The following is a 24,330-nucleotide window of genomic DNA, read 5'->3' on the forward strand; positions in this document are numbered from 1 at the left end:
CGTGGAGAGAACAATAAATGTTGAGATCCCTGAAATTCACCGCTCTGGCACTGGGCATGATGGGGGCAGCAAGCGCGATGGCCGCTGGCCCTGACCTGACCGTGGTGTCCTTTGGCGGCGCGAACAAGGCAGCGCAGGTCAAAGCTTTCTATGCACCGTGGGAAGCTGCAGGCAACGGCAAGATCGTGGCAGGCGAGTACAACGGTGAAATGGCCAAGGTCAAGGCCATGGTCGACACCAAGAGCGTGTCCTGGGATCTGGTGGAAGTAGAGTCGCCAGAACTGTCCCGTGGTTGTGACGAAGACATGTTCGAGCCGCTTGATCCGAAGTTGTTCGGCAAGACCGAAGACTACGTTAAAGGCGCGATCCAGCCGTGCGGCGTGGGTTTCTTCGTATGGTCGACCGTGCTGGCCTACAACGCCGACAAGCTGAAAACCGCACCGACCAGCTGGAAGGACTTCTGGGACACCAAGCAATTCCCGGGCAAGCGTGGCCTGCGTAAAGGCGCCAAGTACACCCTGGAATTCGCTCTGATGGCCGACGGCGTTGCGCCGAAAGACGTCTACAAAGTGCTGGCCAGCAAAGACGGCCAGGACCGTGCGTTCAAGAAGCTCGATGAGCTCAAGCCAAGCATTCAATGGTGGGAAGCCGGCGCTCAACCACCGCAATACCTCGCTTCCGGCGACGTGGTCATGAGCTCGGCCTACAACGGTCGTATCGCTGCCGTGCAGAAAGAAAGCAACCTGAAAGTCGTGTGGAACGGCGGTATCTACGACTTCGACGCATGGGCCATTCCAAAGGGTCTGGACAAGGCGCGGGCAGAAGCGGCGAAGAAATTCATCGCCTTCTCGGTACAGCCACAGCAGCAGAAGACCTACTCGGAAAACATCGCCTACGGCCCGGCCAACACCCAAGCCGTACCGTTGCTGGCCAAGGATGTCCTGAAAGACATGCCGACCACCCCGGAAAACATCGCCAACCAGGTGCAGATCGACGTCAGCTTCTGGGCTGACAACGGCGAGCAACTGGAACAGCGCTTCAATTCCTGGGCCGCGAAGTAAGCAAACCCCGTGGTTTGAACGCCGCAATCCTTGTGGGAGCGAGCTTGCTCGCGATAGCAGTGGGTCAGTCAACATTGATGTTGAATGTTATGCCCCCATCGCGAGCAAGCTCGCTCCCACAGGTTGTTTGTATGCCTCTGTAACGATCAAAGATTTCCGGAGTACGCCATGGCTATCGCCGTTCCCCTGAACGCGGGCACTGATCCCACCTTGAAGCAACGGCTCAAGCACGCCGAGCGGGTCAACCGCTGGAAGGCCCAGGCCTTGATCGCGCCGCTGGTGCTGTTTCTGTTGCTGGTGTTCCTGGTGCCAATCGTGGCGCTGCTCTACAAAAGTGTCGGTAACCCGGAAGTGGTCGGCGGCATGCCGCGCACCGTGACGGCTATCGCCAGTTGGGACGGCCGTGGCCTGCCCGCTGAACCGGTCTACAAGGCCGCCAGCGAGGACCTCGCTGAAGCCCGCAAGAATCAGACCTTGGGCGACCTGTCCAAGCGCTTGAACATGGAATTGGCCGGCTATCGCAGCCTGTTGACCAAAACCGCACGTGCCTTGCCGTTCGCCACCGAGCCGACCTCTTATAAAGAAGCGCTGGAAGGTCTCGACGAGCGTTGGGGTGACCCGGCTTATTGGCAAGCCGTACGCCGTAACACCAGCAGCATTACGCCTTACTACTTGCTGGCTGCCGTCGATCACCGTATCGATGACCTCGGCGAACTGGCCCCGGCCACCCCGGATCAGGCCATCTACCTCGACATCTTCGCCCGGACTTTCTGGATGGGCCTGATCATCACGGTGATCTGTCTGGTCCTGGCCTATCCATTGGCCTACCTGCTGGCGAACCTGCCATCGCGTCAAAGCAACCTGCTGATGATTCTGGTGCTGCTGCCGTTCTGGACCTCGATCCTGGTGCGGGTCGCGGCGTGGATCGTGCTGCTGCAGTCGGGGGGGCTGATCAACAGCGGCCTGATGGCCCTGGGCATCATCGATAAGCCGCTGGAGCTGGTGTTCAACCGCACCGGTGTCTACATCTCGATGGTGCACATCCTGCTGCCGTTCATGATTCTGCCGATCTACAGCGTGATGAAAGGCATCTCGCCGACCTACATGCGTGCGGCGATTTCCCTCGGTTGCCATCCGTTTGCAAGCTTCTGGCGTGTGTACTTCCCGCAGACCTATGCCGGTGTCGGCGCCGGTTGCCTGTTGGTGTTCATCCTCGCCATCGGCTACTACATCACCCCGGCGTTGCTGGGCAGCCCGAACGATCAGATGGTCAGCTACTTCGTCGCCTTCTACACCAACACCAGCATCAACTGGGGCATGGCGACCGCACTGGGTGGGCTGCTTCTGCTGGCAACGGTCGTGCTTTATCTGATTTACAGCTGGCTGGTAGGCGCCAGTCGCCTGCGCCTGAGCTAAGGGGAGAACGAAATGCTGAGTCCTTATATGTCGCCCATTGAGCGGGTGTGGTTCTACAGTTTGCGGATTCTCTGCGGCCTGATTCTGTTGTTCCTGATCCTGCCGGTACTGGTGATCATTCCGCTGTCGTTCAACTCCGGCAGTTTCCTGGTCTACCCGCTGCAGGGCTTCTCGCTGCAGTGGTACCACGATTTCTTCGCTTCGGCGGAGTGGATGCGTGCGCTGAAAAACAGCATCATCGTCGCCCCGGCGGCCACGGTGCTGGCGATGGTCTTCGGTACGCTGGCGGCCATTGGCCTGACCCGTGGCGACTTCCCCGGCAAGGCGCTGGTCATGGCGCTGGTGATTTCGCCGATGGTGGTGCCGGTGGTGATCATCGGTGTGGCCAGCTACCTGTTCTTTGCGCCGCTGGGCCTGGGTAACAGCTTCTTCTCGTTGATCGTGGTGCACGCGGTACTGGGCGTGCCGTTCGTGATCATCACCGTGTCGGCGACGTTGCAGGGGTTTAACCAAAACCTGGTGCGCGCCGCTGCCAGCCTCGGTGCTTCGCCGCTGACGGCGTTTCGGCGGGTAACCTTGCCGCTGATCGCTCCCGGTGTGATTTCCGGTGCATTGTTCGCCTTCGCCACCTCGTTCGACGAAGTCGTGGTGACGCTGTTCCTCGCCGGTCCAGAGCAAGCGACCTTGCCACGGCAGATGTTCAGCGGGATCCGCGAAAACCTCAGTCCGACGATTGCCGCTGCGGCGACCTTGCTGATCGCTTTCTCGGTGATCCTGCTGCTGACCCTGGAATGGTTGCGTGGGCGTAGCGAGAAACTGCGTACTGCGCAGGTCTGACGCCACTCGACCCACTGTAGGAGCGAGCAGGCTCGCTCCTACAGGTGTTATTGGTGGTTCTCGGGCTCGTCGGTCATTCACGACCTGAATACCAGACAACCCCAAATCCCCAGCTACTCTTGTGCCCAGCTCCCCTACCTATAAGAGGCTGCGCACATGAGTCTTTCCTCTTTCAAAATCGCTCACAATCTGATCACCGGCGCCGGAGCCATCGAGCAACTGGCGGCTGAGTTGACGCGTCTGGACATCGACAACCCGCTGATCGTCACCGACGCCGCCCTGGTGAAATCCGGCACGGTGGAACTGGCGCTGGCGCAGTTGGGGGAGCGTACTTACGAAATCTTCGACCGGGTTCTGCCGGACCCGGAAATCGCCATCGTCGAAGACTGCATGCGGGTCTACCGCGATGGCGGGCATGACGGCTTGATCGGTCTGGGCGGCGGCAGCGCCATCGACATCGCCAAGAGCGTAGCGGCGTATGCCGGTTATCACGGTGCGCTGGAGGATTTGTTCGGCATCGACCAGGTGCCGCGCAAAGGCCCGCCGCTGATCGCCATCCCGACCACCGCCGGTACCGGCTCGGAAGTCACCAACGTGGCGATCCTCTCCGACAAGGTCGCGCAGTTGAAGAAAGGCATTGTCAGTGACTACCTGTTGCCAGACGTTGCGCTGGTCAGCCCGCAGATGACCCTGACGTGTCCCCGCAGTGTCACAGCGGCCAGTGGTGTCGATGCGCTGGTGCATGCCATCGAGTCTTATTTGTCACTGAATGCGTCGGCGATAACCGATTCCCTGGCCATCGGGGCCATCAAACTGATCGTCCGGGCGCTGCCCAAGGCCTATGCCAATCCGTCCAATCTGCAGGCCCGAGAAGACATGGCTACCGCCAGCCTGATGGCCGGCATGGCCTTTGGTAATGCCGGTGTCGGTGCGGTCCATGCGCTGGCGTATCCGCTGGGCGCGCGTTACAACATTGCCCACGGCGTCAGCAACGCCTTGCTGCTGCCCCATGTCATGCACTGGAACAAGATGGCCTGCTTCGAGCGCATGCAGGACATTGCGGAGGCTATGGGGGTGAAGACCGCTCATCTGAGCGTCACGCAAGCGGCCGATAAAGCGGTGGAAGCCATGACCGAGCTGTGCGCGGCAGTGGAAATCCCCTCAGACCTGCGCAGCTTCGGGGTTCCCGAGGAGGCCATTGCGACCATGGCCGTGGAAGCAGCGGGGATCGAGCGCCTGATGCGTAATAATCCGCGCAAACTGAATGCGGTCGATATCGAGAAGATCTACCGCGCGGCTTACTAGGCACAACCCAATCATCGCGGTCACGGTGCGCGCGTCAAAGCATGAGGTATACAATGCGCGCCATCGTGATTCTGCTCAGAAAAGGTGCGTCATGCAGCCCTTCGTAATTGCTCCGTCGATTCTCTCCGCCGACTTCGCCCGCCTGGGTGAAGAAGTAGACAATGTCCTGGCCGCTGGCGCCGACTTCGTGCACTTCGATGTCATGGACAACCATTACGTGCCAAACCTGACCATCGGCCCGATGGTGTGCTCGGCACTGCGCAAGTACGGTGTAACCGCGCCGATCGACGCGCATTTGATGGTCAGCCCCGTGGACCGCATCGTCGGTGACTTCATCGAAGCGGGCGCGACCTACATCACCTTCCACCCGGAAGCCACGCAGCACGTCGACCGTTCCCTGCAACTGATCCGTGAAGGCGGCTGCAAATCGGGCCTGGTGTTCAACCCCGCGACCCCGCTGGACGTGCTCAAATACGTGATGGACAAGGTCGACATGATCCTGCTGATGAGCGTCAACCCGGGCTTCGGCGGGCAGAAATTCATTCCCGGCACCCTCGACAAGCTGCGCGAAGCACGGGCGCTGATCGATGCCTCCGGCCGCGATATCCGCCTGGAAATCGACGGCGGCGTGAACGTCAACAACATCCGTGAAATCGCAGCGGCTGGCGCCGACACGTTCGTCGCCGGTTCGGCCATTTTCAACGCGCCGAACTATCAGGAAGTGATCGAGAAGATGCGTTCCGAACTGGCGCTGGCTCGTCCATGAGCGGTTTTGAGCAGCTGTTCCCGGGAAGCCTGCCAAGGTTGGTGATGTTCGATCTGGACGGCACGCTGATCGATTCGGTCCCTGACCTCGCAGCGGCTGTGGATAACATGCTGCTCAAGCTCGGCCGTCAACCCGCAGGTATCGAATCAGTGCGCGAGTGGGTGGGTAACGGTGTCCAGATGCTGGTGCGCCGGGCCCTGGCCAACAACATCGACGCCGAAGGTGTCGATGAGGCCGAAGCCGAACATGCCCTGGAGCTGTTCAACGGCTTCTATGAAGATGGTCACGAGCTGACCATGGTTTACCCCGGCGTACGCGATACCCTGAAGTGGCTGCACAAACAGGGTGTCGAGATGGCGCTGATCACCAACAAGCCGGAACGCTTCGTCGCGCCGCTGCTTGATCGGATGAAGATTGGTCGGTATTTCCGCCTGATCATCGGCGGCGACACCCTGCCGCAGAAAAAGCCGGACCCGGCCGCCCTGTTTTTCGTGATGAAAATGACCAATATCCCGGCGTCGCAGTCCTTGTTCGTCGGCGATTCGCGCAGTGATGTGCTGGCGGCGAAAGCGGCGGGGGTCAAGTGCGTGGCCCTGAGCTACGGCTATAACCATGGTCGTCCGATCGCCGAGGAATCGCCGGCACTGGTGATCGACGATCTGCGCAAGCTAATTCCCGGTTGCCTGGATCCGGCGGCTGAGATAACGTTGCCCGACGCTGTTCAATCCCCTCCTGGAAATTCCATCGTGGTGGTCACTCGCAAACTCTGGATGAAAGTCATTAAGGCCCTGGCCCGCTGGCGTTGGCGCGCCTGACTTTTTCCTGGCCGGTTACCCGGCGCGTTTGCATACCTGACTGTTAGACCCTCAAGCCACGAGGCACCTCATGATCCGCGAAGAATTCCTGCGTTTGGCCGCTGCCGGCTACAACCGCATCCCGCTTGCCTGCGAAACCCTGGCCGACTTCGACACGCCGCTGTCGATCTACCTGAAACTGGCCGATGAGCCCAATTCCTACTTGCTGGAGTCGGTACAGGGCGGGGAGAAGTGGGGCCGTTACTCGATCATCGGCCTGCCATGCCGCACCGTGCTGCGGGTTCACGACCATCACGTCAGTGTGACCGTCGATGGCGTCGAGACTGAAAGTCACGACGTGGATGACCCGCTGGCCTTCGTCGAAACCTTCAAGGCCCGCTATAACGTACCGACCATCGCCGGTCTGCCGCGCTTCAACGGCGGCCTGGTGGGTTACTTCGGCTACGACTGCGTGCGTTATGTGGAGAAGCGTCTGGGCAAATGCCCGAACCCGGATCCGCTGGGCGTGCCGGACATCCTGCTGATGGTCTCCGACGCGGTGGTGGTGTTCGACAACCTCGCCGGCAAGATGCACGCCATCGTCCTGGCCGATCCGGCACAGGAAGACGCCTTCGAACAAGGTCGTGCACGCCTGGAAGAACTGCTGGAAAAACTGCGTCAGCCGATCACCCCACGCCGTGGTCTGGACTTCAGCAAGCAGCAATCGGCCGATCCGGTGTTCCGCTCCAGTTTTACCCAGGATGATTACGAAAAAGCCGTCGACACCATCAAGGAATACATCCTGGCTGGCGACTGCATGCAGGTTGTACCGTCCCAGCGCATGTCGATTGACTTCAAGGCTGCACCCATCGACCTGTACCGCGCGCTGCGTTGCTTCAACCCGACGCCTTACATGTACTTCTTCAATTTCGGCGACTTCCACGTCGTAGGCAGTTCGCCGGAAGTGCTGGTGCGGGTCGAAGACAACCTGATCACGGTGCGCCCGATTGCCGGTACCCGCCCGCGCGGGGCCACCGAAGAAGCCGATCTGGCGCTGGAAAAAGACCTGCTGTCCGATGACAAGGAAATCGCCGAGCACTTGATGTTGATCGACCTGGGTCGTAACGACACCGGTCGGGTCTCGGAAATCGGTTCGGTGAAGCTCACCGAGAAGATGGTCATCGAACGTTATTCCAACGTGATGCACATCGTGTCCAACGTCACCGGGCAATTGAAGGCCGGGCTGACGGCGATGGACGCCCTGCGGGCAATCCTGCCGGCGGGCACTTTGTCGGGCGCACCGAAGATTCGCGCGATGGAAATCATCGACGAGCTGGAACCGGTCAAGCGTGGTGTCTACGGCGGTGCCGTCGGCTACTTCGCCTGGAACGGCAACATGGACACCGCCATTGCAATCCGCACGGCGGTGATCAAGAACGGCGAGCTGCATGTGCAGGCCGGTGGCGGCATCGTCGCCGACTCGGTGCCGGCGCTGGAATGGGAAGAAACCCTGAACAAGCGCCGCGCGATGTTCCGCGCCGTTGCCCTGGCTGAACAAACTCCAGAAAGCTGACCCATGGACTGACCCGTATGCCGGCCGCCTCGACCGATCGAGCGCAGGCCGCAACGGGTGGTTCATCCGAAGGCTGCATTAGAAGTCAGTGAATTCAAGAGGTTCTTAACGCCATGTTGCTGATGATCGATAACTACGACTCTTTTACCTACAACGTTGTGCAATACCTGGGTGAGCTGGGCGCCGAGGTCAAAGTCGTGCGCAACGATGAACTCACCATTGCTGAAATCGAAGCCCTCAACCCTGAGCGCATCGTGGTGTCTCCCGGTCCTTGCACCCCGACCGAAGCCGGTATTTCGATTGAGGCGATCAAGCACTTCGCCGGCAAACTGCCGATCCTCGGCGTGTGCCTGGGCCATCAGTCCATCGGCCAGGCCTTTGGCGGCGATGTGGTCCGTGCCCGCCAGGTCATGCACGGCAAGACCAGCGCGGTATTTCACGAAGACAAAGGCGTGTTCGAGGGTCTGAATCATCCGCTGACGGTCACCCGCTATCATTCCTTGGTCGTTAAGCGTGAAACGCTGCCCGATTGCCTGGAGCTCACCGCCTGGACTCAACTCGAAGACGGTTCGGTGGACGAGATCATGGGGCTGCGCCACAAGACCCTGAACATTGAGGGTGTGCAGTTTCACCCGGAGTCTATCCTCACCGAACAGGGTCACGAGCTGTTCGCGAATTTCCTCAAACAAACCGGCGGCACGCGCTAAGGACTTTTCATGAATATCAAGACTGCCCTGAGCCGTATCGTCGAGCAACTCGACCTCAGCACCGATGAGATGCGCGATGTGATGCGCGAAATCATGACCGGACAATGCACGGACGCGCAGATCGGCGCGTTCATGATGGCCATGCGCATGAAGAGTGAAAGCATCGATGAAATCGTTGGTGCCGTGTCGGTCATGCGTGAACTGGCGGACAAGGTCGAGCTCAAGACACTCGACGGTGTTGTCGATGTGGTCGGCACCGGCGGCGACGGCGCCAATATCTTCAACGTGTCGACCGCCGCCGCCTTCGTGGTTTCGGCGGCCGGCTGCACCGTGGCCAAGCACGGTAACCGTGCGGTTTCGGGCAAGAGCGGCAGTGCCGATTTGCTGGAAGCCGCCGGTATCTACCTGAACCTGACGCCGGTCCAGGTGGCGCGTTGTATCGACAACGTTGGTATTGGTTTCATGTTTGCCCAGACTCATCACTCTGCGATGAAATACGCCGCGAGTCCGCGTCGTGACCTAGGCCTGCGTACGCTGTTCAATATGCTCGGCCCGCTTACGAATCCGGCCGGTGTGAAGCATCAAGTGGTCGGCGTATTCACTCAGGCGTTGTGCCGGCCTTTGGCTGAAGTGTTGCAGCGTCTGGGCAGCAAGCATGTGCTGGTGGTGCATTCGAAGGACGGTCTGGACGAGTTCAGCCTGGCTGCGCCAACCTTTGTTGCCGAACTCAAGAATGACCAGATCACTGAATATTGGGTCGAACCGGAAGATTTGGGTATGAAGAGCCAGAGCCTGCATGGCCTGGCGGTGGACAGCCCGGCGGCGTCCCTTGAGCTGATCCGCGATGCGCTGGGCAAGCGCAAGACCGAAAACGGTCAGAAAGCGGCTGAGATGATCATGCTCAATGCCGGTGCCGCCTTGTACGCCGCCGACCATGCCAGCAGTTTGAAAGAGGGGGTTGCCCTGGCGCACGATGCGCTGCACACCGGTCTCGCTCGGGAAAAACTCGAGGAGCTGGGTGCATTTACCGCGGTATTCAAAGTGGAGAATGAGGGATGAGTGTACCGACGGTTCTGGAAAACATTCTGGCGCGCAAAGTCGAGGAAGTTGCCGAGCGCAGTGCTCGCGTGAGCCTCGCCGAGCTGGAAAGCCTGGCCAAGGCGGCCGATGCACCCCGTGGTTTTGCCAAGGCTTTGCTGGCTCAGGCCAAGCTGAAACAGCCGGCGGTCATTGCTGAAATCAAAAAAGCATCGCCGAGCAAAGGCGTGATTCGGGAGAACTTCGTTCCCGCCGCTATCGCCAGGAGCTACGAGAAAGGCGGCGCCACCTGCCTGTCAGTGCTCACCGATATCGACTATTTCCAGGGCGCTGATGAGTACCTGCAGCAGGCACGTGCCGCGTGCAAACTGCCGGTGATTCGCAAGGATTTCATGATCGATCCCTACCAGATCGTCGAGGCTCGTGCGCTGGGCGCGGACTGCGTGCTGTTGATCGTCTCCGCTTTGGACGATGTGAAAATGGCCGAGCTGGCGTCGGTGGCGAAAAGCGTCGGCCTTGATGTTCTGGTGGAGGTTCACGATGGCGACGAGCTGGAGCGGGCCTTGAAAACCCTCGACACGCCGCTGGTTGGCGTGAACAACCGCAACTTGCACACTTTTGATGTCAGTCTGGAAACCACCCTCGACCTGTTGCCGCGGATCCCGCGCGATCGCCTGGTGATCACCGAGAGCGGCATCCTCAACCGTGCCGACGTCGAATTGATGGAAATCAGCGACGTTTACGCGTTCCTGGTCGGCGAAGCATTCATGCGTGCCGAAAGCCCGGGTACCGAACTGCAGCGCCTGTTCTTTCCGGAACGTGGCATTCCTGTCAGTGGTTCTACACTCGACTGATCACCCGCAGATCGAGTCGACCCTATCGCGAGCAGGCTCGCTCCCACAAAAATTCAGCCAACACTGGGGATTCAATGAGGGAGCGAGCCAGCTCGTGATGGCGGCATAAGAAACACCACAGACGATATGTCCTACGGAATACCTTATGACCTCACTTGTTTCCCTGACCATCGAAGCCGGCCTGCAAGCCGAACAGGATTTGTTGGCGTCGGTCTGCGCCGGCGCCTCGGAGTTCGGCCTGCTGTTCTGGCAACCGAGTGATCGCGCATTGGTCATGCCGCGCCGCTTGAATCGTCTGCCCGGTTTCCAGCACGCCTGCGAAGTTTCTGCCGCCGCCGGCTGGCCAGTGCTGTTGCGCGAAACAGGCGGTGAACCTGTGCCGCAATCGGCATCGACGATCAACATCGCACTGGTTTACGCACCACCGCGCAGCGAGGGGGATCTGAACCGCATCGAGTCCGGTTACCGTCGGCTGTGCGACCCGATCTGTCAGTTGCTGGATGAACAGGGCGGTACGTCGTCGCTTGGGGAAATCGAAGGCGCATTCTGCGACGGCCGTTTCAACGTCAACCTCGACGGCCGCAAGATGGTCGGCACGGCCCAGCGGTGGCGCCAGAGCCAGGGTGGCCAGCGCCCGGTGGGGCTGGTGCACGGAGCTATGCTGCTGGATAACGAGCGTGAATCGATGGTTGCCGCAGTTAACCGCTTCAACGAGGCTTGCGGTCTGGAGCAGCGAGTACGCGCCGAAAGCCATATCGCTTTGCATGAAAAGTTTACGGCATCAGACGCGCTGGAGCGTCTCAATGAGCTCTATCAACAAATGCTGACGCAGATGTTCAGCGCTTAGCGTGTACCGAAGACCACCATGGTCTTGCCTTTGACGTCCACGAGATTGCGTTCTTCCAGGTCCTTGAGTACGCGGCCGACCATCTCGCGGGAACACCCGACAATCCTTCCGATTTCCTGACGGGTCACTTTGATCTGCATGCCGTCGGGGTGGGTCATCGCATCGGGCTGTTTGCACAACTCCAGCAGGCAGCGGGCGACACGCCCGGTGACGTCGAAGAACGCCAGGTCGCCGACCTTTCGAGTCGTGTTACGCAAACGTTGTGCGATTTGTCCGCTTAGCACGTAAAGAATGTCTGGATCTTGCTGGGACAATTCGCGGAATTTCGCGTAGCTGATTTCCGCGACTTCGCATTCGACCTTGGCGCGTACCCAGGCGCTGCGCTGCTGTTCCAGGCCTGCTTGTTCAAACAGACCCAGCTCACCGAAAAAGTCCCCGCCGTTCAGGTAGGCGATGATCATTTCCCGGCCGTCGTCATCCTCGATCAGGATGGTGACCGAGCCTTTAATAATGAAAAACAGGGTTTCCGAGCGATCACCGGCACAAATGATATTGCTCTTGGCCTGATAGCGACGACGCTGGCAATGCATCAACAATTTGTCGAGGTTTTTGATCTTGGGGGGTAGGGCAATCGCAACCATGGTTGTATTCCGAAAAAACTGCACGGTGTAGTTGGTTTTTTATGCATCGCGAAGCCGCGGCAACCTGGCTGTGCGCCAGCGAATTGGCGCCAGCTTAACAGACGCTTCCTGCAATATTCGAGAATTTACCTACAGCTCAGGAGGTTATGTCCTAGGAAGGCGAGCGCTGTCAATCACGGGGCCTGTGCTAAGCTGGCTACCCTTTTTTATACAGTGGAGTCTTGGCGATGAAGGCACGCATCCAATGGGCTGGCGAAGCCATGTTCCTCGGCGAATCCGGTAGTGGTCATGTCGTGGTCATGGACGGTCCGCCCGATGCTGGCGGTCGTAACCTGGGTGTTCGGCCGATGGAGATGCTCCTGCTCGGCGTTGGCGGTTGCAGCAATTTCGACGTGGTCAGTATCCTCAAGAAGTCCCGTCAGGCTGTCGAGAGTTGCGAAGCCTTCCTCGAAGCTGAGCGTGCGACCGAAGATCCAAAGGTTTTCACCAAGATCCACATGCACTTTGTGGTCAAGGGCCGCAGCCTGAAAGAAGCCCAGGTCAAGCGTGCCATCGAGCTGTCTGCCGAGAAGTATTGCTCGGCCTCGATCATGCTCGGTGCGGCCGGTGTCGAGATTACTCACGACTACGAAATCATCGAACTCGGTTGAATCGACATTCAACTATCATAAAAGCAGTGCAGACTCTGGCGATCCCAAGCTGACGTCTGCATAATGCGCCACTTTTTTCAGGGTAGTGGCCAGTCCTCCGACAGACCGCGCACCCGAACAGACAACCAAAATCGCCATCGCGAAGAGGTGTTAACCGTCCTACGCAGGTGCGTCCTTCGCATCTGACGGGCATGCTTGATCACGCGGCCGGGCCGCAATACATAGAGAGTTTTTAACGGTGAAAAGCAAACTCAAGCTCCACGGGTTCAATAACCTGACAAAGACCTTGAGCTTCAACATCTATGACATCTGCTACGCGGAAACCCCGCAAGACCAACAGGCATACGTTGAGTACATCAATAAAGAGTACAACGCCAAGCGCCTGACGCAGATCCTCACAGAGGTTGTCGATATCATTGGTGCCAACATCCTGAACATCGCCAGTCAGGACTATGAGCCGCAGGGCGCCAGCGTCACGATTCTGATCTCTGAAGAACCGGTGACCCCGACTGACAGCCAGATCGAAGAATCTCCGGGCCCGTTGCCCGAAATTATTCTGGCCCACCTCGACAAGAGCCACATCACGGTGCACACCTACCCGGAAATCCATCCGGTCGACGGCATTGCAACCTTCCGTGTGGATATCGACGTGTCGACATGCGGGGTCATTTCACCGCTTAAAGCGCTCAACTTCCTGATTCATCAGTTCGATTCGGACATCGTGACAGTGGATTACCGTGTGCGTGGTTTCACCCGCGACGTTGAAGGCAAAAAGCACTTCATCGACCACGAGATCAATTCGATTCAGAACTACCTTTCCGACGACACCCGCGACGCGTACCAGATGACCGACGTGAACGTGTATCAGGAAAACCTGTTCCACACCAAAATGTTGCTGAAAAACTTCGAACTGGATAACTACCTGTTCGGTGACGCCACCAGCAATCTGTCCTCTGAGCAGCGTGCCCAGGTGACCGACCGTGTGAAACACGAAATGCTCGAAATTTTCTACGCGCGCAATATGTCGAGCTAAGACCACCGAGCACAAAAAAGGCGACTACCTTGCGGCAGTCGCCTTTTTTATTGCTGGCGCGGGCGTCTGTCAAAAACGGAGTCAGATCCGATAAGTACTCTTGGTCATGACCTTGGCCAGCAAGCTCATGCCGAACTTCACTGGCGCCGGAAAGCGGAAACCACCCGCCTCGCGCGCGCTCTCGGCATGTTGTTCTTCATCAAGGCGCATCTGCTCAAGGATCGCCCGGGACTTTTCATCTTCGGCTGGCAGTTGCTCAAGGTGTTCGTTCAAATGCTTGCACACCTGATCTTCGGTCGCTGCAACGAACCCCAGGCTGACTTTGTCGCTGATCAACCCGGCGACCGCACCAATCCCGAACGACATGCCGTAAAACAGCGGATTGAGAATGCTGGTATGGCTACCCAGCTGATGAATGCGCTGCTCGCACCAGACCAGGTGGTCGATTTCTTCTTCGGCGGCATGCTCCATGGCGGCACGCACTTTCGGCAGCTTGGCGGTCAGGGCCTGACCCTGGTACAGCGCCTGGGCGCAGACTTCACCGGTGTGGTTGATGCGCATCAGGCCGGCAACGTGCCGAGTGTCTTCATCGCTCATCTTCGTGTCCGGCTGCACAATGGCAGGCGACGGACGGTACGGCTGACCACTGAAGGGCAGCAAAGTACGCATTGCGGCATCGGCTTGCAGCAGAAGGCGGTCAATTGGCGAGTAGTGACGCTGGGTAGTCATGCTGACCTCCGGGGGGAATCTCGGCGGCCAGTTTAACTCAATCGGCCGTGGAAGGTTTGCGCTGGGTCATTGTGAGGCTGGGGTGGTGACAATGAGGTGAAGCCTTTGTGGGAGCGAGCCTGCTCGCGAAGAGGCGCTGACATCCAACGATTGTATTGGCTGCCACTGAGGCTTCGAGAGCAAGCTCGCTCCTGCAGGTTTTACGACATCAGCCCGGCGGCCAGTGCATCTGGCGCTGACCCAGCACGTGCATGTGAATGTGATAGACAGTCTGGCCACCCAGTTCATTGCAGTTCATGACGACGCGGAAGCCGTCTTCGCAACCCAGTTCCTTGGCCAGGCGCTGGGCCGTGAACAGGATATGCCCGGCCAATGCCTTGTCGTCCTCGGTCAGGTCGTTCAGGGTGCGCACCGGTTTTTTCGGAATTACCAGAAAATGCACGGGCGCCTGTGGGGCGATGTCGTGGAAGGCCAGTACCTGGTCGTCCTCGTAAATGATCTTCGCCGGGATTTCCCGGTTGATGATCTTGGTGAACAGAGTATCCACAGCTGTTTTCTCCGTTGTTTGGGCTGGCCTGAGTGTACTCATGGGTTTTGCCCGAGCCCAGCGTTTTACCTTGCAGGTCGATCAGCGCGGGCAGTGAGCCTTGATGACCATGCCAGCGATTGTCCGGGTCAGCCACCGCGAGCCGAAGCGGGGCAGGGCAGCGAGCCAGCGGTTGCGTCGTCCCGGGATGATGATTGCGCGATTTTTTTCCAGGGCCCGCACCGTATAGAGTGCAACTTCTTCCGGACTCATCAGCAGTTTGCTGTCGGCCAGTTTGTCGGTGTTCAGTTGTGCGGTGCGGAAAAAGCCTGTGCGCGTCGGGCCAGGGCAGAGCACTGATACGTTGACCGCGCATTTTTTCAGCTCGACGCGCAGGCCTTCGGAAAAATGCAGCACGTAAGCCTTGCTGGCGTAATACGTACTCATCCACGGGCCGGGCTGGAACGCCGCAAGCGAGGCCACATTCAGAATCTGTCCACCGCCCTGTAGCGCCATGCTGTTGCCGATGGCATGGCACAGGCGAGTCAGGGCCAGGATGTTCACTTCGATCAGGTCCTGTTCAGTCATCCAGTCCTGGGCCAGGAATGGGCCGCAAGTGCCAATGCCGGCACAATTGACCAGCAAGTCGATTTGCCGGTCACCTTCCTCCAGTTCCAGCAGGAACCCGGAGAGCCGCAGCGGCTCACCCAGGTCACAGGCACGGAACAACACTTCCACGCCAAAACGTTGAGTCAGTTCAATCGCAATACTTTCCAGCTGATCACGCTGGCGGGCCACCAGAATCAGGCTGCGGCCACGCCGGGCCAGCGCTTCGGCCATCGCCAGGCCGATGCCGCTGGAAGCGCCAGTGATCAGAGCGTAACGGGTCATGCAGTTCTCCATCGCAACAGCTCCGCGCCGCGACGCAGGTGTCATGGGCGGGGAGCGCTGTTCATTCTTGCGCAGAGTCTACAGGGGGCTGGGCTTGTTCGGCTGCATCGTCGGTGGAATTTGGTGTCGGTTCGACCTCTACCTCGATCTCGTCGGTGGTGACCGAGCCGCTTTGGTAGCTGTTTTCGAGGGTGTTTTCGTATGTGTCCTGAATGGCTGAGATACCGCCTGCCATTGCTCCGACGATCATCAGGGCGATCAACACCAGCCATAACGAAGACAGTACCTTGACCGCCGTGCTGTTGGGCGGCGGAGGTGCGCCGTAGCGGTTGGCCACGCCGGATCCCGGTAAGACTACTAGCAGCAGCGGAAAGAAACTGCCTACGAACGGTACAAGGTTCAGCAACCATAGCCAGCCTGACCAGCCAACATCATGCAGGCGCTGAACGCTGATGAGGATGGTGGCGATGAGGAATACCACACACAGGACGAACGCCAGAATGCCCCCGGCGATCAGGCCAGCGGTCGAGTCGGTGCTGACGAGGGCCAGGGCGATCAGGGCAAATACGCCGACCACCGCGATCGTCACCAGGCTCAGCACCATTGACCATGCCAGAAACCGCAGGCGTCCGATGCGGCCTTCGATGCTGAACGGCTTGAGCGGCGCGTACTCAGGCACGCGCTCAGCGACGTCAGCCTGCGGTGGCGCGTAAGGGGAGTCGGGCGCGTGATCACGGACATCGGAGAGACTCAGTTCAATCACGGGTTCCGGCTCGAGGCGGGCATCTATACCGGTGTTCTTTAGGGCTTGCAGGTAGGTCTGTGCGTCAATCTGCGACAGGTCACGTTTGAGTGTGACGGGTTGACCGCTGAACAAGCGTTCGACGGCGGCGACCTCGCTTTTGTATAGCGCGGCGAGATTGAGTTTGGCGGTATTGATATCAACACCCGGCAGTAGCGTGCCGTCGAAGACGATTTTGAAGCGGTGTTCGCTCATTGCCGAGGCATCCTTGTCGCGAGTGTTTTAAGGGTGAAATGCTGGATGGCCTGATTTTTCTGTCAGCGAGGCCAGCGTTTGGGCAGTTGTGCGGCTTGTTCCAGTGCCTTGCGATACTCCGCGTCGAGCCGCGCCACCAACTGGTCAACGCTGGGTAAATCATCTATTCCCCCAACGCCCTGGCCTGCGGACCACACGGTTTTCCAGGCTTTGGCTTCATCGCTGATCGGCTTGAGCTTGGCGCCGAAGTTGACTTCGCCCTTGTTTTGCAGCGCTGCCATGTCAAACCCGGCGGCTTCCAGGCTCTGGCGCATGAAACTCGCCGGTACACCCGACACCGCTGGAGTATGAATGATGTCTGCCGCCCTGGATGTCAGCAGCATCTCCTTGTAGGCGTCAGGCGCATGACTTTCGGCCGTGCCGATAAAGCGTGTGCCGAAGTAGGCCAGGTCCGCACCGAGCAATTGGGCGGCGAGGATTTCGTGCCCGTGGTTCAGGCATCCAGCCAGCAGCAACGTTTTGTCGAAGAATTGTCGGATCTCGGCGATCAGCGAGAACGGGCTCCAGGTCCCGGCATGCCCACCGGCACCGGCGGCCACGGCAATCAACCCATCCACGCCGGCCTCGGCGGCTTTTTCGGCATGGCGGCGAGTCGTCACGTCATGGAACACCAGGCCGCCGTAACTGTGCACGGCGTCGACCACTTCTTTCACTGCTCCAAGGCTGGTGATCACGATCGGCACTTTGTGCTCGATGCAGATCGCCAGATCGGCCTGTAATCGCGGGTTGCTGTTGTGGACGATGAGGTTCACAGCGTACGGCGCGGGATTGTCCAGCGAAGCGAGCCCGGCTTCGATCTCTTCCAGCCAGCTCTTGAAGCCGCTGCTCTCGCGCTGATTGAGCGCAGGAAAGCTGCCCACCAGCCCGTTGCGGCAGCAGGCGAGCACCAGTTGCGGATTGGAAATCAGGAACATCGGCGCCACCACCACGGGTAGGCGCAAGCATTGTTCGAGCAGAGCGGGCAGCGACATGGGATGTACCCCGGTGAGATGTGCCTGTTGAGTTTAGAACGGCCGTACAACGACCAGAATCACGATAGCCAGCAATATCAGAACCGGCACTTCATTGAACCAGCGATAAAAGACATGGCTACGGGTGTTTTCGCCACGGGCAAATCGCTTCACTTGGGCGCCGCACATGTGGTGGTAGCCGATCAGCAGGACCACCAGGGTCAGTTTCGCGTGCATCCAGCCGCCCTGGCTGAAGTAGGCGCCAGGGTTGAGGCTGATCAGCCAGCCGCCGAAAATCAGCGTTGCGATCATTGCCGGGCCCATGATGCCGCGGTACAGCTTGCGCTCCATGAGGCTGAAGCGTTCCTTGCTGACGGTGTCCTCGCTTTGAGCGTGATAGACGAACAGGCGCGGCAGGTAAAACAGGCCGGCAAACCAGCACACGACGCTGATGATGTGAAAAGCTTTGAGCCACAGATAAAGCATTTTGGTTATTCCCAGATTCACGGTAGTCGGGATAGTAGAGGCTTGAGGCTCCATACGTCACCTTGCCGGTTGTCGCAGGCGCGCCAGCCCCCTATTATCGACGGCTTTCCAGTGGGTTCGTTGAGGGCAGGTTTATGGTCAAGGTCGGTATCGTCGGCGGCACGGGTTACACCGGTGTCGAACTGCTGCGTCTGTTGGCACAGCATCCGCAAGCTGAAGTGGTAGTCATCACTTCCCGATCCGAGGCCGGCCTGGCCGTGGCCGACCTGTACCCGAACCTGCGAGGCCATTACGACGGCCTGGCGTTCACCGTTCCGGACATCAAGACCCTGGGCGCCTGCGACGTGGTGTTCTTCGCCACGCCACACGGCGTTGCCCACGCTCTGGCGGGTGAGTTGCTGGCGGCGGGGACCAAGGTCATCGACCTGTCGGCTGACTTCCGTCTGCAGGATGCTGATGAATGGGCCAAGTGGTACGGCCAGCCGCACGGCGCACCAGCGTTGCTGGATGAAGCGGTGTATGGCCTGCCGGAAGTTAATCGCGAGCAGATCAAGAAGGCGCGACTGATCGCAGTGCCGGGTTGCTACCCGACTGCTACGCAATTGGGTTTCCTGCCGTTGCTTGAAGCTGGTCTTGCCGATGCATCGCGCCTGATCGCCGACTGCAAGTCCGGTGTCAGCGGTGCCGGTCGTGGCGCTGCTGTCGGTTCGTTGTACTCCGAGACATCGGAGAGCATGAAGGCCTATGCCGTCAAAGGCCACCGTCACTTGCCGGAAATCCGTCAGGGTCTGCGTCGTGCCGCAGGCAAGGATGTCGGCCTGACCTTTGTTCCGCATCTGACGCCGATGATCCGTGGCATTCATTCCACGCTCTACGCGACTGTCGTGGATCGCTCGGTGGATCTGCAGGCGCTGTTCGAAAAGCGTTATGCCAACGAACCGTTTGTCGACGTCATGCCCGCCGGAAGCCACCCGGAAACCCGCAGCGTGCGTGGTGCCAACGTCTGCCGGATTGCGGTACATCGGCCACAGGACGGTGATCTGGTGGTTGTGCTGTCGGTGATCGACAACCTGGTCAAAGGTGCATCGGGTCAGGCGGTGCAGAACATGAACATCCTGTTCGGACTGGATGAACGCCTTGGTCTGTCTCACGCTGGCATGTTGCCGTAAGGCTCTGTAGCGCCCAGTAAAAAGGCCCGTTGAACGGGCCTTTTTTCATTCTGGGTCGGCGACTTGATTGGTTGATATACCCTAACAATAGTTGACCGCTTTTCTAGGAGAAGCGGATAATGCGCGTCATCACGCATTATGGCGGCGTAGCGCCGGGAGATAGTCAGCATGAGCGTCGAATCCTTCACCCCCACGGCTTTGCAATTTACCCACGGTGCCGCGCACAAGGTGAAGAGCCTGGTCGATGAAGAGGGGAATGATCGCTTGAAGCTGCGCGTATTCGTTACGGGCGGCGGTTGTTCAGGTTTTCAGTATGGCTTCACCTTCGATGAAGAAGTGGCCGATGACGACACCATCGTCGAGCGCGAAGGTGTGAGTCTGGTGGTCGATCCGATGAGCTTCCAGTACCTGGCCGGGGCCGAGGTGGATTATCAGGAAGGTCTGGAAGGTTCGCGCTTCGTCATCAAGAACCCGAATGCAACCACAACCTGTGGCTGCGGCTCTTCGTTCTCGATCTGATCAGCACGCCTGCATCACTAAGCGCCGCATGGCCTCTGGGCTCTGCGGCGTTTTGCTGTCTGGCGTTTATGCGGGGTAGATCGCGCCCAATACACGCAAGCCGCGGGCGCCGGTGACGCTCGGGCGATTGGCGGCGATGCCTTCGAGACAGCAGTGGGCCAGCCAGGCGAAGGCCATGGCTTCGACCCAGTCAGGGTCGACACCGTAAGCCGCAGTGCTGCTGACGGTTGCGCCCGGCAGCAGGCTGGCCAGTCGGTTCATTAGTGTGGTGTTATGCGCGCCGCCGCCACAGACCAGCAGTTCCTGGGTGTTCGATTGGGCGCTTTGCAGGGATTCGACGATGGTCAGCGCAGTCAACTCAAGTAGTGATGCCTGCACGTCCTCGGAAGCGAAGGTCGGCAACTGCGCCAGGTGATGCATCAGCCATGGCAGGTTGAAAACCTCCCGGCCGGTGCTCTTTGGTCCCTTGGTCAAGAAGAATGGGTCGCTAAGCAGCGCTTTTAACAGCACTGGCTCGACTTTTCCGCTGGCAGCCCATTGACCGTTGCGATCAAAGTTGTCGCCACGCTGCTGATGAATCCAGGCGTCCAGCAGTACATTCCCCGGGCCGCAGTCGAAACCGGCGACAGGCTTGCCCGGCTCGATCAGGCTGAGGTTGCTGAAGCCGCCGACGTTGAGCACGGCTCGGTTGCCGGCCCGCTCTTCAAACAAGGCTTCGTGGAAGGCAGGCACCAGGGGGGCGCCTTGCCCGCCTGCGGCCACATCGCGGCTGCGGAAATCACTGACCACGGTGATATGGGTCAGCTCCGTCAATAGCGCCGGATTACCGATCTGTACCGTAAAGCCTCGCGCCGGCTCGTGGCGAATGGTCTGGCCATGGCTGCCAATCGCTCGAATGTCTTCAGGTTTGAGTTGTTCTTGTGCGAGGAGGCCGTGAATGCCCTGCGCTGCGAGCGTTACCCAGTTCTGCTGGGCGATGGCGGAGCGGGCTATCTCGTCGGGTCCGCTGGCGCACAGGCCAAGTAGCTCGGTGCGCAGCGTTTCGGGCATGGGTATGTAGTGTGTGGCGATCAGCCTGATCGCCTGGTTTTGCTCGATCAGCGCAATATCCAGTCCATCAAGGCTGGTCCCGGACATTACGCCTATATAGAGCGGCATGGCTTAGCGCTTGCTCGAAGCCAGCATGGTGGCCTTTTCCTGCTCCATGCGCGCCATCAGAGGCTGGCTCTGTGCGAGGAAGCGGGCGCGTTCGGCCTTGGCGATTGGATCAGCCATTGGCAATTTCTGGCCCAGTGGATCCACGTGCACGCCATTGACCTGGAACTCGTAGTGCAAGTGCGGTCCGGTCGAAAGTCCGGTGGTGCCGATGTAGCCGATGACCTGGCCCTGTTTGACGGTGCCACCGGTCTTCACGCCCTTGGCAAAGCCTTGCATGTGGCCATACAGCGTGGTGTAGGTGTTGCCATGCTGGAGGATAATGGTATTGCCGTAGCCGCCGCGGCGTCCTGCCAGCAATACCTTGCCATCACCGGCAGCCTTGATCGGAGTGCCACGTGGTGCTGCGTAGTCGACACCTTTATGTGCGCGGATTTTGTTCAGGATCGGGTGCTTGCGGCCCATGGAAAACTTCGAGCTGATGCGGGCAAAGTCCACTGGGGTGCGGATGAATGCCTTGCGCATGCTGTTGCCTTCAGCGGTGTAGTAGCTGCTGTTGCCTTGTTTATTGGTGTAACGCACAGCGGTGTAGGTTTTGCCACGGTTTGTGAAGCGTGCGGACAGGATCGGCCCGTTGCCGACGGCTTTGCCATTGACGACTTTCTGCTCGTAAATCACATCGAATTCGTCGCCCTGGCGAATGTCCTGGGCGAAATCGACGTCATAACCAAACACGCTGGCCATGTCCATGGTCAGGCTGTGGGACAGGCCGGCACGTGCAGCGGACTGCGACAGCGAGCTGTTGATCACGCCATGAACGTAGGCGGAGCGGACGGTCGGCTTGGCGGTAATGCGATTGAACGTATAGCCCTTGTTGTTCTTGGTGAGGGTGATGGTTTCGAGGTCGCTGACCTTGCTGTGCAGGTTGGTCAGCTGGCCGTCGGGGCTCAGTTCGAATTCGAGTTTCTGCCCGTGCTTGAGCTGACTGAACTGCTTGGCCTGCTTGTCGCTGGCCAGCACGTCATGTACCGAGGTGGCTGGAAGGCCGACTTTCTCGAACAGCGTGGAGAGAGTGTCGCCTTTGGCGACGATTACTTCCCTGTGGTTGGGGGCCTTCTTTTCTTCGACAGCCGGAGCAGGCGCGGATTGAGCGGTTTCCTGGGTGTCTTCAGCGCTGTTGTCGATCTGCGCGAAAGGTGAAGCTACTGGCTCATTTGTGGCTTGAACGGCGTCAGCAGCGTCTTGATCTTGTGTCAGTTGTTCAGCAGGACTTTCCAGTTCAAGACTCAGGGTCGTCTTTTTGGCTTCTACATCACTGGAGGGAAATACCAGAAGGGCCAGGCTCAGAAGGGCGGCGATGCCGCTCGCGGCGAGCAGGTGGGTCTTCGGGTAAAGCGGTGGCGCTTTAGACGATTCTTTGGTCATAAGTAATTTTGACTTTGAATAAAGATGAATTGGAAAAGATGAATGACATGATGAAGATGAAATAACTGTATAAAATATAACCAAATCATCTCTGAAGCAAGTCTGCGGACGCTCTGTCCGTGGATTGGCGTCCGTGCGCCGGGCAAACTTTGTATTTGACGCGCGATCTTGTATGGTTGGGTCCCTTTGAATCTGAGCCTTGCGGGTCTGTTATGAAGTCGGTTGAAGAGCAGCTAGCGCTGATCAAACGTGGTGCGGAAGAACTGTTGGTCGAGTCCGAGCTGATTGAGAAGCTCAAGCGCGGCCAGCCGCTGCGCATTAAGGCAGGCTTCGATCCGACTGCGCCGGATTTGCACCTGGGTCATACCGTGCTTATCAATAAGCTGCGCCAGTTTCAGGAGTTGGGTCACCAGGTGATCTTCCTGATTGGCGATTTCACCGGGATGATCGGTGATCCCAGTGGCAAGAGTGCTACGCGCCCACCGCTGACCCGAGAGCAGGTGCTGGAGAACGCCGAGACCTACAAGACTCAAGTCTTCAAGATTCTTGATCCGGCTAAAACCGAGGTGGCTTTCAACTCCACCTGGATGGATCAGATGGGGCCGGCCGACTTCATTCGGCTGACTTCGCAGTACACCGTAGCTCGCATGCTTGAGCGCGATGACTTCGATAAGCGATACACGACCAATCAGCCGATCGCCATTCACGAGTTCCTCTATCCATTGGTTCAGGGCTACGATTCTGTTGCCTTGCGCGCGGACGTCGAGCTGGGCGGTACCGATCAGAAGTTCAACCTGTTGATGGGGCGTGAGCTGCAGCGTGGTTACGGTCAGGAGGCTCAGTGCATTCTGACCATGCCATTGCTCGAAGGGCTGGATGGCGTGAAGAAAATGTCCAAGTCGCTGGGCAACTACGTCGGTATTCAGGAGGCGCCGGGTGTCATGTACGGCAAACTGGTCTCCATTCCGGATGCGCTGATGTGGCGTTACTTCGAGCTGCTTAGCTTCCGTTCCATGGATGAGATCAATGCCTTCCGTGCTGATGTAGAGGCTGGCGCCAACCCTCGTGATATCAAGATCAAGCTGGCGGAAGAGATTGTTGCGCGATTCCATGGTGAGGAGGCCGCGGCCAATGCTCATCGCGCAGCTGGCAACCGTATGAAGGATGGCGAGCTGCCTGATGATCTGCCGGAGATTGAGTTGAGTGCGGCTGAGGATATGCCGATCGCTGCCGTCCTTAATAAAGCAGGTCTGGTGAAGAACTCGGCCGTCGCTCGGGATCTGCTCGGCTCCGGCGGCGTGCGTATAGATGGTGAGGTTGTTGATCGCACCTTTATATACGCGCTGGGTGCAACCCATGTTTGTCAGGCGGGAAAGAAGGCATTTGCGCGAATTACGCTCAAATCAGAATGAACCTGAAATAAAGGGTTGACGGCGAATTATAGAAGCCTATAATTCGCCCCACTTCCGGCGCAGTCGAAACGGAAAGCTCCTTGGTAAACAATGAGTTATGCAGTTTTCGACAGCAGGTTGCTTCAGGTCATCGAAGTCGAAAGGAAGTTGAAAAAGAGGTGTTGACAGCGGCGAGTAACGCTGTAGAATTCGCCTCCCGCTGACGAGAGATCGAAAGCGCAAGTGGTTGAAGTTGTTAAGGAATCCTTGAAAACTTCTGAAAATAATCACTTGACAGCAAATGAGGCTGCTGTAGAGTGCGCGCCTCGGTTGAGACGAAAGATCTTAACCAACCGCTCTTTAACAACTGAATCAAGCAATTCGTGTGGGTGCTTGTGGAGTCAGACTGCTAGTCAACAGATTATCAGCATCACAAGTTACTCCGCGAGAAATCAAAGATGTAACCAACGATTGCTGAGCCAAGTTTAGGGTTTTCTCAAAACCCAAAGA

The 24,330-nt window shown here is 58.6% G+C and carries 25 protein-coding genes; 16 read left to right on the forward strand and 9 right to left on the reverse strand.

Features of this window, described 5'->3' with window-relative positions; genetic code table 11:
- Positions 1-17: 17 nt before the first annotated feature.
- The 11 genes from AC1Q6D_RS02805 to AC1Q6D_RS02855 all read left to right on the forward strand — a co-directional run bounded on the left by AC1Q6D_RS02805 (position 18) and on the right by AC1Q6D_RS02855 (position 11,198).
- Positions 18-1,061, forward strand: a complete 1,044-nt coding sequence (locus tag AC1Q6D_RS02805) for an ABC transporter substrate-binding protein (RefSeq protein WP_047534118.1) — start codon at positions 18-20, stop codon at positions 1,059-1,061.
- 168 nt (positions 1,062-1,229) lie between these two features.
- Positions 1,230-2,477: an ABC transporter permease gene (locus tag AC1Q6D_RS02810; RefSeq protein ID WP_103404089.1), complete on the forward strand. Its 1,248-nt coding sequence runs from the start codon at positions 1,230-1,232 to the stop codon at positions 2,475-2,477.
- Between the two features lie 12 nt (positions 2,478-2,489).
- Positions 2,490-3,314, forward strand: a complete 825-nt coding sequence (locus AC1Q6D_RS02815; RefSeq protein ID WP_047534114.1) for an ABC transporter permease — start codon at positions 2,490-2,492, stop codon at positions 3,312-3,314.
- A 156-nt stretch (positions 3,315-3,470) separates the two neighbouring features.
- Positions 3,471-4,619 (forward strand): iron-containing alcohol dehydrogenase, encoded by a 1,149-nt coding sequence (locus tag AC1Q6D_RS02820; protein WP_103404088.1) that lies wholly within the window; start codon positions 3,471-3,473, stop codon positions 4,617-4,619.
- Positions 4,620-4,710: 91 nt separating this feature from the next.
- Positions 4,711-5,385, forward strand: a complete 675-nt coding sequence (rpe, locus tag AC1Q6D_RS02825) for a ribulose-phosphate 3-epimerase (RefSeq protein WP_008061583.1) — start codon at positions 4,711-4,713, stop codon at positions 5,383-5,385.
- Positions 5,382-6,200 (forward strand): phosphoglycolate phosphatase, encoded by an 819-nt coding sequence (locus tag AC1Q6D_RS02830; RefSeq protein ID WP_047534109.1) that lies wholly within the window; start codon positions 5,382-5,384, stop codon positions 6,198-6,200. Before rpe ends, AC1Q6D_RS02830 begins: the two co-directional genes overlap by 4 nt.
- 70 nt (positions 6,201-6,270) lie before the next feature.
- Entirely contained in the window at positions 6,271-7,752 is a 1,482-nt protein-coding gene (trpE, locus tag AC1Q6D_RS02835; protein ID WP_103404087.1) for an anthranilate synthase component I, read from the forward strand.
- A 113-nt stretch (positions 7,753-7,865) separates the two neighbouring features.
- On the forward strand, positions 7,866-8,459 hold the full coding sequence (locus AC1Q6D_RS02840) for an aminodeoxychorismate/anthranilate synthase component II (protein WP_103404086.1): 594 nt from the start codon (positions 7,866-7,868) through the stop codon (positions 8,457-8,459).
- 9 nt (positions 8,460-8,468) lie between these two features.
- On the forward strand, positions 8,469-9,518 hold the full coding sequence (trpD, locus tag AC1Q6D_RS02845; protein ID WP_047534102.1) for an anthranilate phosphoribosyltransferase: 1,050 nt from the start codon (positions 8,469-8,471) through the stop codon (positions 9,516-9,518).
- Complete coding sequence (gene trpC / locus AC1Q6D_RS02850) at positions 9,515-10,351, forward strand: indole-3-glycerol phosphate synthase TrpC (protein ID WP_103404085.1); 837 nt, start codon at positions 9,515-9,517, stop codon at positions 10,349-10,351. The genes trpD and trpC overlap by 4 nt, the downstream gene beginning before the upstream one ends.
- Positions 10,352-10,496: 145 nt before the next feature.
- The gene (locus tag AC1Q6D_RS02855; RefSeq protein ID WP_103404084.1) at positions 10,497-11,198 is read left to right on the forward strand and encodes a lipoate--protein ligase family protein; all 702 of its coding nucleotides are present in this window, start codon (positions 10,497-10,499) and stop codon (positions 11,196-11,198) included.
- Here AC1Q6D_RS02855 and crp read toward each other — a convergent pair.
- Positions 11,195-11,839: a cAMP-activated global transcriptional regulator CRP gene (gene crp / locus AC1Q6D_RS02860; RefSeq protein WP_047534096.1), complete on the reverse strand. Its 645-nt coding sequence runs from the start codon at positions 11,837-11,839 to the stop codon at positions 11,195-11,197. The genes AC1Q6D_RS02855 and crp overlap by 4 nt on opposite strands.
- A gap of 227 nt (positions 11,840-12,066) precedes the next feature.
- On the opposite strand from crp, the gene AC1Q6D_RS02865 reads away from it, so the two are divergent.
- Together AC1Q6D_RS02865 and speD are read left to right on the forward strand one after the other, a co-directional pair.
- Positions 12,067-12,489: an OsmC family protein gene (locus AC1Q6D_RS02865; protein ID WP_103404083.1), complete on the forward strand. Its 423-nt coding sequence runs from the start codon at positions 12,067-12,069 to the stop codon at positions 12,487-12,489.
- A 238-nt stretch (positions 12,490-12,727) separates the two neighbouring features.
- Positions 12,728-13,522 carry an adenosylmethionine decarboxylase gene (gene speD, locus AC1Q6D_RS02870; RefSeq protein ID WP_047534092.1) on the forward strand — a complete coding sequence of 265 codons (795 nt, stop codon included), beginning with the start codon at positions 12,728-12,730 and terminating at the stop codon, positions 13,520-13,522.
- 81 nt (positions 13,523-13,603) lie between these two features.
- On the opposite strand, the gene coq7 is transcribed toward speD, so the two are convergent.
- The 6 genes from coq7 to hemJ all read right to left on the reverse strand — a co-directional run bounded on the left by coq7 (position 13,604) and on the right by hemJ (position 18,161).
- Entirely contained in the window at positions 13,604-14,251 is a 648-nt protein-coding gene (coq7, locus tag AC1Q6D_RS02875; RefSeq protein WP_103404082.1) for a 2-polyprenyl-3-methyl-6-methoxy-1,4-benzoquinone monooxygenase, read from the reverse strand.
- A gap of 208 nt (positions 14,252-14,459) precedes the next feature.
- Entirely contained in the window at positions 14,460-14,798 is a 339-nt protein-coding gene (locus AC1Q6D_RS02880) for a histidine triad nucleotide-binding protein (RefSeq protein WP_047534088.1), read from the reverse strand.
- Positions 14,799-14,879: 81 nt separating this feature from the next.
- Positions 14,880-15,668 carry an SDR family NAD(P)-dependent oxidoreductase gene (locus AC1Q6D_RS02885; RefSeq protein ID WP_047534086.1) on the reverse strand — a complete coding sequence of 263 codons (789 nt, stop codon included), beginning with the start codon at positions 15,666-15,668 and terminating at the stop codon, positions 14,880-14,882.
- A 61-nt stretch (positions 15,669-15,729) separates the two neighbouring features.
- Complete coding sequence (locus AC1Q6D_RS02890; protein WP_103404080.1) at positions 15,730-16,665, reverse strand: DUF805 domain-containing protein; 936 nt, start codon at positions 16,663-16,665, stop codon at positions 15,730-15,732.
- A 62-nt stretch (positions 16,666-16,727) separates the two neighbouring features.
- Positions 16,728-17,696, reverse strand: a complete 969-nt coding sequence (locus tag AC1Q6D_RS02895; protein WP_103404079.1) for an NAD(P)H-dependent flavin oxidoreductase — start codon at positions 17,694-17,696, stop codon at positions 16,728-16,730.
- 33 nt (positions 17,697-17,729) lie between these two features.
- Positions 17,730-18,161 carry a protoporphyrinogen oxidase HemJ gene (gene hemJ, locus AC1Q6D_RS02900; protein ID WP_090325662.1) on the reverse strand — a complete coding sequence of 144 codons (432 nt, stop codon included), beginning with the start codon at positions 18,159-18,161 and terminating at the stop codon, positions 17,730-17,732.
- Between the two features lie 134 nt (positions 18,162-18,295).
- Here hemJ and argC point away from each other — a divergent pair, with 134 nt between their 5' ends.
- Together argC and erpA are read left to right on the forward strand one after the other, a co-directional pair.
- Positions 18,296-19,330, forward strand: a complete 1,035-nt coding sequence (argC, locus tag AC1Q6D_RS02905) for an N-acetyl-gamma-glutamyl-phosphate reductase (RefSeq protein ID WP_103404078.1) — start codon at positions 18,296-18,298, stop codon at positions 19,328-19,330.
- 168 nt (positions 19,331-19,498) lie between these two features.
- Positions 19,499-19,849, forward strand: coding sequence for an iron-sulfur cluster insertion protein ErpA (gene erpA, locus AC1Q6D_RS02910; RefSeq protein ID WP_007906865.1), 351 nt, complete (start codon positions 19,499-19,501; stop codon positions 19,847-19,849).
- Between the two features lie 66 nt (positions 19,850-19,915).
- Here erpA and AC1Q6D_RS02915 read toward each other — a convergent pair whose 3' ends face one another.
- Complete coding sequence (locus tag AC1Q6D_RS02915) at positions 19,916-21,007, reverse strand: anhydro-N-acetylmuramic acid kinase (protein WP_103404076.1); 1,092 nt, start codon at positions 21,005-21,007, stop codon at positions 19,916-19,918.
- Between the two features lie 3 nt (positions 21,008-21,010).
- Positions 21,011-22,429 (reverse strand): peptidoglycan DD-metalloendopeptidase family protein, encoded by a 1,419-nt coding sequence (locus AC1Q6D_RS02920; protein ID WP_090466798.1) that lies wholly within the window; start codon positions 22,427-22,429, stop codon positions 21,011-21,013.
- A gap of 212 nt (positions 22,430-22,641) precedes the next feature.
- Here AC1Q6D_RS02920 and tyrS point away from each other — a divergent pair, with 212 nt between their 5' ends.
- A complete protein-coding gene (tyrS, locus tag AC1Q6D_RS02925) occupies positions 22,642-23,841 on the forward strand; it encodes a tyrosine--tRNA ligase (RefSeq protein WP_103404075.1) in 1,200 nt (399 codons plus the stop codon).
- The last annotated feature ends 489 nt before the right edge of the window (positions 23,842-24,330 follow it).

This window comes from Pseudomonas sp. MT92 (assembly GCF_058792515.1).

Excerpts from the sequence above, each read along its gene's own strand:
- tyrS (WP_103404075.1), top strand. The coding sequence starts at position 22,642 with ATGAAGTCGGTTGAAGAGCAGCTAGCGCTGATCAAACGTGGTGCGGAA.
- erpA (WP_007906865.1), top strand. The coding sequence starts at position 19,499 with ATGAGCGTCGAATCCTTCACCCCCACGGCTTTGCAATTTACCCACGGT.
- AC1Q6D_RS02855 (WP_103404084.1), top strand. The coding sequence starts at position 10,497 with ATGACCTCACTTGTTTCCCTGACCATCGAAGCCGGCCTGCAAGCCGAA.
- AC1Q6D_RS02885 (WP_047534086.1), bottom strand. The coding sequence starts at position 15,668 with ATGACCCGTTACGCTCTGATCACTGGCGCTTCCAGCGGCATCGGCCTG.
- AC1Q6D_RS02915 (WP_103404076.1), bottom strand. The coding sequence starts at position 21,007 with ATGCCGCTCTATATAGGCGTAATGTCCGGGACCAGCCTTGATGGACTG.
- AC1Q6D_RS02895 (WP_103404079.1), bottom strand. The coding sequence starts at position 17,696 with ATGTCGCTGCCCGCTCTGCTCGAACAATGCTTGCGCCTACCCGTGGTG.
- AC1Q6D_RS02890 (WP_103404080.1), bottom strand. The coding sequence starts at position 16,665 with ATGAGCGAACACCGCTTCAAAATCGTCTTCGACGGCACGCTACTGCCG.
- AC1Q6D_RS02840 (WP_103404086.1), top strand. The coding sequence starts at position 7,866 with ATGTTGCTGATGATCGATAACTACGACTCTTTTACCTACAACGTTGTG.
- argC (WP_103404078.1), top strand. The coding sequence starts at position 18,296 with ATGGTCAAGGTCGGTATCGTCGGCGGCACGGGTTACACCGGTGTCGAA.
- AC1Q6D_RS02805 (WP_047534118.1), top strand. The coding sequence starts at position 18 with ATGTTGAGATCCCTGAAATTCACCGCTCTGGCACTGGGCATGATGGGG.
- AC1Q6D_RS02820 (WP_103404088.1), top strand. The coding sequence starts at position 3,471 with ATGAGTCTTTCCTCTTTCAAAATCGCTCACAATCTGATCACCGGCGCC.
- AC1Q6D_RS02920 (WP_090466798.1), bottom strand. The coding sequence starts at position 22,429 with ATGACCAAAGAATCGTCTAAAGCGCCACCGCTTTACCCGAAGACCCAC.
- AC1Q6D_RS02830 (WP_047534109.1), top strand. The coding sequence starts at position 5,382 with ATGAGCGGTTTTGAGCAGCTGTTCCCGGGAAGCCTGCCAAGGTTGGTG.
- crp (WP_047534096.1), bottom strand. The coding sequence starts at position 11,839 with ATGGTTGCGATTGCCCTACCCCCCAAGATCAAAAACCTCGACAAATTG.
- AC1Q6D_RS02815 (WP_047534114.1), top strand. The coding sequence starts at position 2,490 with ATGCTGAGTCCTTATATGTCGCCCATTGAGCGGGTGTGGTTCTACAGT.
- AC1Q6D_RS02810 (WP_103404089.1), top strand. The coding sequence starts at position 1,230 with ATGGCTATCGCCGTTCCCCTGAACGCGGGCACTGATCCCACCTTGAAG.
- trpE (WP_103404087.1), top strand. The coding sequence starts at position 6,271 with ATGATCCGCGAAGAATTCCTGCGTTTGGCCGCTGCCGGCTACAACCGC.
- hemJ (WP_090325662.1), bottom strand. The coding sequence starts at position 18,161 with ATGCTTTATCTGTGGCTCAAAGCTTTTCACATCATCAGCGTCGTGTGC.
- AC1Q6D_RS02865 (WP_103404083.1), top strand. The coding sequence starts at position 12,067 with ATGAAGGCACGCATCCAATGGGCTGGCGAAGCCATGTTCCTCGGCGAA.
- trpD (WP_047534102.1), top strand. The coding sequence starts at position 8,469 with ATGAATATCAAGACTGCCCTGAGCCGTATCGTCGAGCAACTCGACCTC.
- trpC (WP_103404085.1), top strand. The coding sequence starts at position 9,515 with ATGAGTGTACCGACGGTTCTGGAAAACATTCTGGCGCGCAAAGTCGAG.
- coq7 (WP_103404082.1), bottom strand. The coding sequence starts at position 14,251 with ATGACTACCCAGCGTCACTACTCGCCAATTGACCGCCTTCTGCTGCAA.
- rpe (WP_008061583.1), top strand. The coding sequence starts at position 4,711 with ATGCAGCCCTTCGTAATTGCTCCGTCGATTCTCTCCGCCGACTTCGCC.